General features: G+C 29.6%; 9 protein-coding genes. All 9 read left to right on the top strand.

Annotation, left to right across the window (positions count from 1 at the left end; translation table 11 throughout):
• Positions 1-101 precede the first annotated feature (101 nt).
• The 9 genes from CLPA_RS14035 (at position 102) to CLPA_RS13995 (ending at position 11,816) form a co-directional block, all read left to right on the top strand.
• Positions 102-773: a TetR/AcrR family transcriptional regulator gene (locus CLPA_RS14035; RefSeq protein ID WP_236900345.1), complete on the top strand. Its 672-nt coding sequence runs from the start codon at positions 102-104 to the stop codon at positions 771-773.
• A 154-nt stretch (positions 774-927) separates the two neighbouring features.
• Positions 928-2,409: an SMI1/KNR4 family protein gene (locus CLPA_RS14030; protein WP_143756586.1), complete on the top strand. Its 1,482-nt coding sequence runs from the start codon at positions 928-930 to the stop codon at positions 2,407-2,409.
• A 92-nt stretch (positions 2,410-2,501) separates the two neighbouring features.
• Positions 2,502-3,035, top strand: coding sequence for an AEC family transporter (locus CLPA_RS14025; protein ID WP_003443158.1), 534 nt, complete (start codon positions 2,502-2,504; stop codon positions 3,033-3,035).
• A 394-nt stretch (positions 3,036-3,429) separates the two neighbouring features.
• Positions 3,430-5,244 carry a PTS mannitol transporter subunit IIBC gene (locus CLPA_RS14020; RefSeq protein ID WP_003443133.1) on the top strand — a complete coding sequence of 605 codons (1,815 nt, stop codon included), beginning with the start codon at positions 3,430-3,432 and terminating at the stop codon, positions 5,242-5,244.
• A 90-nt stretch (positions 5,245-5,334) separates the two neighbouring features.
• Entirely contained in the window at positions 5,335-7,386 is a 2,052-nt protein-coding gene (locus CLPA_RS14015) for a BglG family transcription antiterminator (protein ID WP_003443132.1), read from the top strand.
• Entirely contained in the window at positions 7,383-7,823 is a 441-nt protein-coding gene (locus CLPA_RS14010; RefSeq protein WP_003443131.1) for a PTS mannitol transporter subunit IIA, read from the top strand. The genes CLPA_RS14015 and CLPA_RS14010 overlap by 4 nt, the downstream gene beginning before the upstream one ends.
• Position 7,824: 1 nt before the next feature.
• Positions 7,825-8,979 (top strand): mannitol-1-phosphate 5-dehydrogenase, encoded by a 1,155-nt coding sequence (locus CLPA_RS14005; RefSeq protein WP_003443130.1) that lies wholly within the window; start codon positions 7,825-7,827, stop codon positions 8,977-8,979.
• Positions 8,980-9,237: 258 nt separating this feature from the next.
• Entirely contained in the window at positions 9,238-10,593 is a 1,356-nt protein-coding gene (locus CLPA_RS14000) for a glucose-6-phosphate isomerase (RefSeq protein ID WP_003443129.1), read from the top strand.
• A gap of 401 nt (positions 10,594-10,994) precedes the next feature.
• Positions 10,995-11,816 carry an SDR family oxidoreductase gene (locus tag CLPA_RS13995; protein WP_003443128.1) on the top strand — a complete coding sequence of 274 codons (822 nt, stop codon included), beginning with the start codon at positions 10,995-10,997 and terminating at the stop codon, positions 11,814-11,816.
• The last annotated feature ends 176 nt before the right edge of the window (positions 11,817-11,992 follow it).

Here is an 11,992-nt window from a genome sequence, read left to right as displayed (position 1 = left end):
TTATCATAATGATATATATATGTCAATAAGAATATGATGTTTTTATCATATTTTGTTGACCAAATTAAAATTCTAATTTATAATGAATTTGCACAAATAGAATGAGAAAAACAATAAAAAAACATTCATCTATAAATTATAAAAGGGAGGATACTATGGCTAAATCAGAAACTAGAGAACCACGTCAGACACGTGCCATAGAAAAGAAAAAGAAAATTGTGCAGGTAGCTTTTAAGCTATTTTGTGAAAAGGGATTCCATCATACCAATACCAATGAAATCGCAAAAGAAGCTGGTGTTTCCACTGGAATAGTCTATCATTATTTTAAAGATAAGAAAGCAATCTTTTTAGCAGTTATGGATCAGGTCATTCCAAAGTTTGACGATGATATGATAAAACAATTACATTTATCCAAAGATAGAAAAGAATTAGAAGCTTTTTTGTCTGACATTATTGACAAGGATGTTCAGCTTCACGAAATATCTAGGGTGGCGCATGAAGAATTTCATGCTATGCGCCATTCTGATCCGGATGTGGCAGAATATATGAATAATTTTAATAATCAGTTTTTATCTTCAATTGCTGGAGCCTTACCATCACTTGGTTTTTCCATTTCTCATCCGCAGGAAAAAGTAGATATGATATATCACATGATAGACCAGTACTCTGATTCAATAGTGTTAAATAAACGTGAGAAAATAAATTATGATGTTATGAAAAAGCTTCTTATAGAAACTATATTTAATTTATTAGATTTAGATGTTTTTGATTAAATTATCAAGGTAATTAAGCTTATTTATAAAGTAAGGTATTAATAAAATTAATTTAAATTTATATATTTACAGGAGAAAATTCTATAGGATTATTTAGCTTTTTTATAAAAATTTTAAAGAAATAAAAGAACTAGGGTAAATTGAGAGAGGGTGTATGATGATTAATGAACTAAGTACATATATACCAGATATTGAAGAATTACTAGATCCAGCTGCTGATAATGCAAAAATAGATAAATTAGAAAGTATTAGCGGTAAAAAGATTCCAGAGGATTTTAGAAAGCTTTACTTGTCACATAATGGGGAAGGTAAAAAAATTTTTGGATTAATGGCAGGTTTTAGATGGATGGACATAGATTCAGTTATTAGGGAATGGAGTTCACTACAAGAATCAGCCTATGATATTACATCAGATAAAGTTGGCTTAATTGAGGAAGGTAATTTTAAAAAGGGTTGGATACCTTTTGCAGAAGATTGTGGAGGATCTTTTTTAGTAATGGATTTAGAACCAGGGGTCAAAGGCAACTACGGGCAAATCATCACTATAGACCGAAATTTAGATATTTCTTATGTGATTTCTGAAAGTTTGTCAATGTTTTTTGAATTTATTGAGAATAGTTTGAAAGAGGGAAAATTGAATACTTTCCAAGATGAAAGTATAAAAGTAATACAATGGAAAAATGGACATCTATTTGATGATATAATGACTTTGACAGGAAAAACAGCAGAAAAAAGTACTGTACCTATTAGTGGCTTTTGGGCTGAATATTTTAAAAATGACATTGTAGATCAAAGCATTTCTACTGAAATATTGTCCCAAAAGACGATGATATTTATGGACAATGATATAGCTAAAAAATTTGGAGAAATATCACTAGATATTCTAAAGAATATGATTAATTTAAAGGAATTGATTATACATGCTGATGAGGTAAGAAGTTTTGAGCCTCTTAAAGATATATCCTCTTTGAAAAAGCTTGTAATTGGAAGTAAGTCCTTTAAAGATTCTGATTTAGAGTATATAACTAATATTGAGGAGTTAAAGGAATTAACCTTAGTAAAACTTAAATTAAGTGATATACATATATTGAAGCAGATAAAAACTTTAAAAACTCTAAGGTTACGTAAAATAGATGTATCTAATATAAATTCTATAGGATATTTGAAACAGCTAAAAGAATTAAGTTTAGAAGATATGAAAACTGGTGACTTATCTTACATTTCAGAGCTTAATAAATTAACGAAATTAGAACTGAAAAAAATAAATATTCCTAATTTGAGATTTCTAAAAAATTTAAAAAAGTTAACTGCTTTTGAAACTGATAGAAAAGCGGTGGATGAATATAATATAGGGAATTTTAAAGAAATGGAGAAATTAAAGGAACTAATTTATCCAATTAGAGATATGAAAATTATAAAAAATTGCATAAATCTAAGAACAATCGGGGTAGATGCATCAAAACTTGAAAATTTAGAATACATTAGGGGATTAAATATAACTAGTATAACTATATTTAATGCAACATCAGAAGAAAATGCACAAGCTGTAGTGTCTGAATTTAAAAAGTATTGTAAACTTCAATCCTATGGTTGGCAACAGACATGGAAATCTAAGAATACTTATAATATTCTATAAAAGCAAATTATTAGAGGTAAAGGATATACTGTTTAATGAGTAAGAACTTGGATTTTTAATTTATAAACTTTAATGAAAGAAGGAATATACAAGTGTATATTGTTCTTAAAAATGTAGTTATTTTATTTGTACTGATTTTTCTTGGGTACTTCCTGGGGAAAAAAGAAATTATACATAATCATTGTGCGCCAGACTTATCTAATTTTTTAGTAAAAGTAACTTTACCTGCTACGGTATTTTGTTCTATGATACGACCTTTCGAAAAAAATCTGCTCTCTGATAGTATATGGATATTTGTCATTGTGATTATATTCCACCTGCTATGTATGTCAATTGGTTTTGCAGTGATAAAAGTATGCAGAATTCCATTATTACAAAGAGGAGTCTGGATTTTTGTATGCATGTTTTCAAATAATGGATTTATGGGTTTCCCGCTTGCTGAGTCCATTTATGGAAATAGCGGCTTGTTTTTGATGGCCATTGCAAATGTTGTATCTAACTTTTTGATTTTTTATCTTGGCGTAAAGTTGCTTACAGGTGCACAATCAGTAGGGAAATTAAGTGGACGACAATTATTTTACAATATCATAGAGATACACAAACAGCAGCCCAGGCAATTTTTATGACTACTTTACTGAGCCTTGTTACAATTCCATTGATAATGCATTTGGTTTAGGAATAAATAAGAGAATATATTGATAATATATTAAAAAGTTATGGAAAGCAGATACAATAATTTGCTTTCTCTTATTTTTATATAAAAATTGTATATAAGTATTACTTTACTATAGATATGCAACTTGAAATATAAATTTAAATTTTTTATATCAGGTTATTGATGATTATTAATATTTAATTATGAATGATCTATACTATAATATCAATTTCAATATTGTCATTGAAAACCTATAACAAAATTGAAGTTATTTGAATTGAAAACGACTACAGCAGGAGGTATTATAATATCAAGGAGAGAAATTACAGATAAAGAAAAAATTTTAGATTTAGGAGGTATAAACGATGGCAGAATTGGCAAAAGAAAGTTCATCAATAAAGGGAAGTGTTCAAAAATTTGGTGCATTTCTAAGTGGTATGGTTTTACCAAATATAGGAGCATTTATTGCCTGGGGATTAATTACGGCTTTATTCATACCAACGGGATGGTTTCCAAATGAAGCTTTAGCAAAACTTGTAGATCCTATGGTGAAATATATGTTACCGCTACTAATTGGATATCAAGGTGGAAAGCTTGTATATGATACTAGAGGCGGTGTAGTGGGCGCAATAGCTACAGCGGGAATTATAATTGGAGCTAGTATACCAATGTTTTTAGGAGCTATGATTATGGGACCTCTTGGAGGTTTTGTAATAAAGAAATTTGATAAACTTGTAGAAGGAAAAGTACCAACAGGATTTGAGATGTTAGTTAATAATTTCTCAGCAGGCATTTTAGGTGGACTTCTATCACTAGCAGCTTTTCAGTTTATAGAGCCATTGGTGGCAGGAGTATCCATAGGACTTGGCATGGGAGCAAAAATAATTACCCAGCATGGATTACTTCCACTAATAGCCATTATAGTGGAACCAGCTAAAATATTATTTTTAAACAATGCAATTAACCATGGAGTTTTCTCACCTCTAGGAATACAAGAGGTAAGTGCGGCAGGAAAGTCAATATTTTTCCTTCTTGAACCTGAACCAGGTCCAGGACTTGGTGTACTATTAGCTTATTGTCTATATAGTAAGGGGGCTGCTAAACAATCTGCACCGGGAGCAGCAATAATTCACTTTTTAGGTGGGATACATGAAATATATTTCCCATATGTACTAATGAAGCCAGCTCTACTGTTAGCTGTAATAGCAGGAGGTATGTCAGCTGATTTAATATTTGTATTATTACATGCAGGATTAGTTGCAACACCATCGCCAGGAAGTATATTTGCATTACTGGCTTTATCACCAAAAGGAGGTCAGCTTTCAGTTGTGGCAGGGGTTGCGGTAGGTGCAGTGGTTTCTTTCCTAGTATCTTCTGTAATACTTAAAAGAAGTAAACAAAAGGAAGAAGGCAGTGATTTTGATGAAGCTCAAGCTAAGATGAAGGAAATGAAACTTTCAAGTAAAGGTCAGAGTACTATACCTTCAACTAATGATGGCAACGTAGCAGCAATTAGTGCAGATATAAGATTAATTGTATTTGCCTGTGATGCTGGAATGGGTTCTTCAGCTATGGGAGAATCTATACTAAGAAAAGCTTTAAAGGATGCTGGTATTACTGATATAGATGTTAAACATTCATCTGTAGACAGTATACCTGCAGGAGCTGACGTAGTTTTTACACAGGAAAATCTATTGGAGAGAGCAAAAAAATCTGCTGAATCTTCCAGAATAATTACTATTAAAAATTTTTTAGACCGCTCAAAATATGATGAATTTATTAATGAGCTAAAACTTTCAGATAAAGGTGAAAATCCTTCACAGCTAACTAGTGAAAATATTGCAGCAGCTGTTAGTACAGAGGTAAAATTAATTGTATTTGCCTGTGATGCTGGAATGGGTTCTTCAGCCATGGGAGAATCTATACTGAGAAAAGCTTTAAAGGATGCTGGTATTACTAATATAGATGTTAAACATTCATCTGTAGACAGTATACCTGCAGGAGCTGACGTGGTTTTTACACAGGAAAATCTATTGGAGAGAGCAAAAAAATCTGCTGAATCTTCCAGAATAATTACAATCAAAAATTTCTTGGATCGTTCCAAATACGATGAATTTATTAATGAATTGAAGCAAGTTCTTAATTCAGGTGGGGATTCTTTTACACCATCTGAATTTTAGAACTGCAAATGCATGGCTTATTTGGCGTTTAACTCCCACTTGAAGTACGCCAAGTTAGTCAGGTTAAAAAATTAAAAACAGGTGATTTATATGGAAGGCATTACCACTAGACAACAATTTACACTAAATAAAATATTAAATGAGGAAACAATTAGTTTAGATGATCTTCATAAACAATTGGAGATAAGTGAAAGAACTATTCTTAGAGAAATTAGTTCTATCAATAAGTTTCTTAGAAAATATCATTTAAGTATATATTATGACAATAATTCATCTTTAATTGTATCAGGAAATAAAGAAAAAATTCAAGAGCTTAAAGAATCGCTCAGCTCAGTTCCACTACAATGGCTTATTAATAGAGAACAGAGACAGATAATAATTGCCTGCGAACTGTTAGTTAATAAAGAACCAGTAAAGGCATCCTATTACAGTAATAAGTTTAATGTAGTGCTTGGAAGTATAAGTCTTGATTTAGATGGTATTGCAAAGTGGGCCGTATCTAAAAAATTATGCCTTATTAGAAACAGAAATATAGGTATTATTATTGAAGGATCTGAATGGAACAAAAGAAATGCATTAATTGATTTGATTTTTAAATACAGGCCCTATGAGGAATTGCTTGCTTTTCTGTATGAACAAAAATTTGACCAAAATATAAAACTTTTGTTTAATATGATTTTTGGGGAAAATATAACTGATTTAGGACGAAAAATTTTAGCAAGTGTAGATCTATCACAATTTGATTTAAATGATATAAAATATTTAAAATTATTTATTCAAATGCTATTGGCTATAAAGAAAGAAGAAAATAAAGACGAAATACATCTACCGGACAAATTAAAGAAAGACACAATGATGTTAAGAGACTATAAAAAAATTCAAAATTTTAACAAGATACTAAAAGAAAATAATGTAAATTTAATTGAAGATGAATTAATTTATATGTGGTTTAATTTAACAGATTATAAATCTTTGTTTAATAAGGATGATGGTTCTTCTTATATAGATTATGAAGTAATATCAAAAGAAATTATTCAAGGAATCTCCTCAAAAATAAATGTATCTATAGAAAATGACAAACAACTTATAAAAGACTTGTCACAGCATTTCAGACGAACTTTTAATGCGTTAAATTTAGGATTAAAAGTAATAAATCCCCTTACCAATGAGATAGAGCAGCATTATTCTGAACTCTTTAATGTTGTAAATAATGTTTCCCGGTTAGTATTTTCAAGATATAATCTTAAAATTCCAAAGGAAGAGGTTGGATATATAACCTTGCATATAGATGTTGCATTGCAAAGAAAACAGAGTTTATTAAAAAAACTCAATGTATTAATTGTATGTCCGTCAGGTATTGGATCTGCGAGGATATTGGAAAGTAAGATAAAGTTTATATTCCCTGATATTGGTAATATATCTATAAAAGCTCTGCATCACATAGATAAATATATAGAAGACAGAGAATATGATTTGATTTTATTTACTGTACCAATTAAATTAGCACCTGAGATAAAAAAAGTAATTGTAGTATCACCTTTTATGATAAAAGAAGATATAGAAAAAATTAATGAATTTATTTTAAATTTAAAAGTCACTAATGAAACTAACAATGATGAACTTATTGATATGCAATTAAGTACAGTAACAGATAATGAATATGAGACAGCAAATACAATAATTAAAAATTTACAGGTAGAGACTACAAAGGCAAATACTATTGAAAATTTAGTAGATTTTGTGGTAGATGATATCAAAAATTTAGGTTTAATAAAAGATAAAGAAGTGTTAAGAAATGCTATTTTAAAAAGAGAAGAGAAAGGAAATATAGTGGTACAGGGAACAAATGTAGCTCTGCTGCATACTAGAATTCAAGAGCTAACAGTTCCTTTTGTAGGAGTTTATCATGTGAAAGAACCAATTATCAGCCAAGGTATAGGTTTTTCTAAAGAAAGTGTAAATACTTTTCTTGTAATGATTGCAAGAAATGAAGAAAGCAATTATATACTTCAATTTTTAGGCAGGATAAGTATTGCATTGATTGAAAATAAAGAATTTATAGAAAATTTAAAATCCAGTAATTTAATAGACATCAGAAAACAATTAATAAATATAGGAAATGATGAGGGGGAGTTAAAATGATAAAAACAGTTTTAGGAGTAGAAAATATTCAATTAAATGTAAATTCAGAATCAAAGAATGAGGCTATAGAAAGAGTAGGAAAACTTTTGGTGGAAAATGGTTATGTAAAGGAAAATTATATTGAGGGTATGAAAGCTAGAGAGGAAGAAGTAACTACTTATATGGGAAATGGTGTGGCTATACCTCATGGTATGAATGAATACAAAAAACAAATATTGGATTCAGGTATAGTAATTGCACAGTATCCTAAAGGAGTTGACTTTGGTTCTGGTAATATTGCCTATGTAGTAATAGGCATAGCTGGAAAAGGTGATGAGCACATGGAGATATTATCTAAAATAGCCTTAACAATTCAGTATGAAGAAAATGTTGAAAAGCTTAGAAATGCAAAGACAGCAGAAGAAATTATATCAATTATAAATGAGGGGGAAATGTAATATGAAAGCAGTTCATTTTGGAGCAGGTAATATAGGAAGAGGATTTATTGGGTACTTACTATCAAAGTCAGATTATGATATTACTTTTGTTGATATATCAGATTTTCTAGTAGACAACATAAATAAATACAGAAAATATAAGGTTATAACTTTAAGTGATTCTAAGAGTGAAGAAGAAATTGATAATGTTAAGGCTGTAAGTTTAAATGATAGTGAAAAGTTGGAACAAATCATTTTGGAAACTGATTTGATTACTACTTCTATTGGTGCCAATAATCTAAAGAGTACAGGCAAATTATTAAGCAACCTTTTAGTGAAAAGGTTTAAACAAGGAAAAAATAAGCCATTAGATATAATTGCATGTGAAAATGCACTATTTGCCACTAATATTTTAAAGGAATCAATATTAGATGGAGTTAGTGAGGATTTTAAGAACTATGTAGAAAAATATGTTGGATTTCCTAATAGCGCAGTAGACAGAATTGTTCCAAATGTAAAAATAAAGAAAGAATTGCCTATAGATGTGGCTGTAGAAGATTTCTATGAATGGGATATTGAAAAAAATAGTGTTAAAATTAATAAAAATATTAAAGGGGCAGATTATGTAGAAAATCTAGAGCCTTATCTGGAAAGAAAATTATTTTTGTTAAATGGAGCTCATGCAGCTACTGCCTATATAGGATATCTAAGAGGATATAAATATATACACGAAGCTATAAAAGATAAATTTATAAGAAATATTGCCATAGGATTCCACAAAGAGGCTATACAGGCATTGAGCAAGAAACACAATTTGAATATAGAAGATTTAAACAGATATTCTGAAAAGTTAATAAAGAGATTTGAAAACTTTTATCTTCAAGATGAATTGTATCGTGTAGGTCGTGACCCTGTAAGAAAATTATCTTCAAAGGATAGACTTATAACACCACTTAAGCTTTGTTATAACCTGAATATGAAATATGATAACATTTTGTATGGAATAGCAGCAGGATTTTTATTCAATTACAATAAAGATGAGAAAGCTAAAGAGATACAGGAGAGTATATCTGAAAAGGGAATTGATAATACAATTTGTGATGTAACCGGATTAAAAGAGGAGGATCTTTTAGTAAATAAAATAGAGGATAAGTATAAAGAATTAGTAGCGTTATAGTATAAGTAAATTTTTATTTCTATTAATCTATAGATAATAGAAATAATGAACTGCCAATGAAAAATGAAATGATTTTTTATTGACAGTTTATTTATTTATCTAATCATATAAATATTATTGAAATAGAAAATAAGGTAAGGTATAATGAAAACGAATGTATCACAAAATTTTATATATGCACAAATGTGAAAATATAAAATTTTTTAAGGATGAGCTAAAAATTAATCACTACCAATCAAAATAAAAGGGGGATGTAATATGAATAAGACATTATCTTTAAATTTAACAAATGTTTCTTCTTTTTTAAAGGAACATGAAATTCAGTATTTACAGCCAATTGTAACAGAAGCACATAAAATGCTCCACAGTAAAACAGCCCAAGGAAATGATTTTTTGGGGTGGATCGATCTTCCTGTTAATTATGACAAGAAAGAATTTCAAAGAATAAAAAAATCAGCAGAAAAAATAAGAAATGATTCAGATGTACTTATAGTAATAGGAATTGGAGGATCATATTTAGGGGCTAGAGCTGCTATAGAAATGCTGTTACATACTTTTTATAATAGTGTTTCAAAGGATAAGAGGAAAGCTCCTAATATATATTTTGTGGGAAATAATATAAGCTCCACATATATGGTAGACTTACTGGAAACTATTGAGGGAAAAGATGTTTCTGTTAATGTCATATCAAAATCTGGTACTACTACTGAACCAGCTATAGCTTTTAGAATTTTTAAAGATTATTTGGAAAAAAAGTATGGAAAAGAAGGTGCTAAAGAAAGAATATATGCCACTACCGATAGGGCAAGAGGCGCTTTAAAATTTTTGGCAGATACAGAAGGATATGAAACTTTTGTAATTCCGGATGATGTTGGAGGAAGATTTACTGTTTTAACACCGGTGGGCTTACTTCCTATTGCTGCTGCAGGTATAGATATAGAAGAAATGATGAAGGGGGCAGCTACTGCAAGGGAAGCATATAGTATACCAGAATTAGAGAAAAATGATGCTTATAGATATTCAGTAACAAGAAATGCTTTATATAGAAAAGGCAAAACTACAGAGATATTGGTTAACTATGAACCATGTCTGCATTACTTTGGTGAATGGTGGAAACAGTTATATGGTGAAAGTGAAGGAAAAGATGGAAAGGGAATATTCCCAGCAGCAGTTGATTTTTCAACAGATTTACATTCCATGGGACAATATATTCAAGATGGACTTAGAAATATATATGAAACTGTAATCAATGTTGAAAATCCCAGAAAAAATATTGCAATTAATGAAAGTACTGATAATGTAGATGGATTAAATTTTCTAGCTGGAGAGACAATGGATTATGTGAACAAAAAAGCCTTTGAAGGTACTGTTTTAGCACATAATGATGGTGGTGTGCCTAATATAGTAATTAATGTTCCAGAGTTGACTGCATATTATTTTGGATATCTTGTATATTTCTTCGAAAAGGCTTGTGGTATGAGTGGATATTTATCAGGGATAAACCCATTTGATCAGCCAGGGGTAGAAGCTTATAAGAAAAATATGTTTGCACTTCTTGGAAAACCTGGATATGAATCTATGAGGGAAAAATTAGAAGAAAGATTAAATAAATAAATTATATTTGCTTTAAATAGAGATCAGTTATTAAATATATAATTTTAATTGCAATTTATATTATAATTTTATATTAAAATTGTGTGATAATAGTATCCTAATTAAATTTTTATTTCGTAAAATAAAAAATGCGTTTGTATATGTTATAAAACATGTGCAGATGCATTTTTTATTATATTTTTTGGTGATAGTTAAAAAATATATAAAAGACAATTTTGTTATATTAATTTTAATGATATTAAATTTTGCAAAAAAATAAAAAATTATAAAAATGCTATTGAAAATGTATACATATGGAGTTATAATAGCACTAAAGATAAACAAATGACTTATATATGCACAAATGTGATAAATAAATTTGCTGATCTTTATAAATTAAATTGTTAGGGGGATGTATAATTATGTCAAAAACATGGCTTGAATTAGAAAATAAAACAGTGATTGTTACAGGAGGAGCATCAGGAATAGGTAAGGCAGTTGTTGAAGAATTTTTAAATAATAGTGCAAATGTAGTAGTAGCAGATATGAGTTCAAAGGTACCAGAATTCGAGATAAAAGAAAATAGTGGAAAAGCACTATATGTAAAAACAGATGTAGCAAGCTTTGAAAGTGTCAATGAAATGGTTTCTAAATCAAAAGAACACTTTGGTAAAATTGATATTTTAGTAAATAATGCAGGAATTAATATTCCAAGATTATTAGTAGACGATAAAGAACCTCAGGGAAAATATGAATTAAGTGAATCTGTCTTTGATAAAATTGTAAATGTCAATCAAAAAGGTGTATTTTTCTGTACTCAAGCAGTGGTTAGAGATATGCTTAAGGAGGGTTCAGGGGTGATAATAAATATGTCCTCGGAAAGCGGACTTGAAGGATCAGAAGGTCAAAGTATTTATGCAGCAACTAAAAATGCTGTAAATTCTTTTACTAGATCTTGGGCAAAAGAATTGGGCAAAAAAGGGATAAGAGTTGTAGGCGTAGCACCTGGTATACTTGAAGCTACAGGCCTTAGAACGATAGAGTATGAAACAGCACTAGCTTATACACGCAGTATTACAGTAGATGATTTGAGAGCTGGATATAGTAAAACATCCACAACACCACTTGGAAGATCAGGAAAATTAAGCGAAGTTGCAGATTTAGTTTGCTATCTTGCTTCTGACAGAGCAAGTTATATTCATGGAGTAACCTATAATATAGCAGGGGGTAAAACTAGAGGCTAATAAGAAAAATGATAAAAAATTTAAATTTGTATTGAAAAGTTTTACAATGAGCTATATAATTACAATATAACAATTGAGTAAAATATGAACATAAGTGCAATTTATGTTTTTTATCATTATAATAAAAGTAAACGTTTAAAAAGAATAGACAAATACCATTCGTATTAAAGTAAATT

This window comes from Clostridium pasteurianum DSM 525 = ATCC 6013 (assembly GCF_000807255.1).
Lineage (GTDB): Bacteria > Bacillota > Clostridia > Clostridiales > Clostridiaceae > Clostridium_I > Clostridium_I pasteurianum.
Note: the sequence above shows the minus strand (reverse complement) of the source record. Positions and strands in the feature narration are given on the sequence as shown.

What these genes read in the sequence shown, in the direction of transcription:
- CLPA_RS14015 (WP_003443132.1), top strand. Translation starts at nt 5,335, where the DNA reads ATGGAAGGCATTACCACTAGACAACAATTTACACTAAATAAAATATTA.
- CLPA_RS13995 (WP_003443128.1), top strand. Translation starts at nt 10,995, where the DNA reads ATGTCAAAAACATGGCTTGAATTAGAAAATAAAACAGTGATTGTTACA.
- CLPA_RS14000 (WP_003443129.1), top strand. Translation starts at nt 9,238, where the DNA reads ATGAATAAGACATTATCTTTAAATTTAACAAATGTTTCTTCTTTTTTA.
- CLPA_RS14030 (WP_143756586.1), top strand. Translation starts at nt 928, where the DNA reads ATGATGATTAATGAACTAAGTACATATATACCAGATATTGAAGAATTA.
- CLPA_RS14005 (WP_003443130.1), top strand. Translation starts at nt 7,825, where the DNA reads ATGAAAGCAGTTCATTTTGGAGCAGGTAATATAGGAAGAGGATTTATT.
- CLPA_RS14020 (WP_003443133.1), top strand. Translation starts at nt 3,430, where the DNA reads ATGGCAGAATTGGCAAAAGAAAGTTCATCAATAAAGGGAAGTGTTCAA.
- CLPA_RS14035 (WP_236900345.1), top strand. Translation starts at nt 102, where the DNA reads ATGAGAAAAACAATAAAAAAACATTCATCTATAAATTATAAAAGGGAG.
- CLPA_RS14010 (WP_003443131.1), top strand. Translation starts at nt 7,383, where the DNA reads ATGATAAAAACAGTTTTAGGAGTAGAAAATATTCAATTAAATGTAAAT.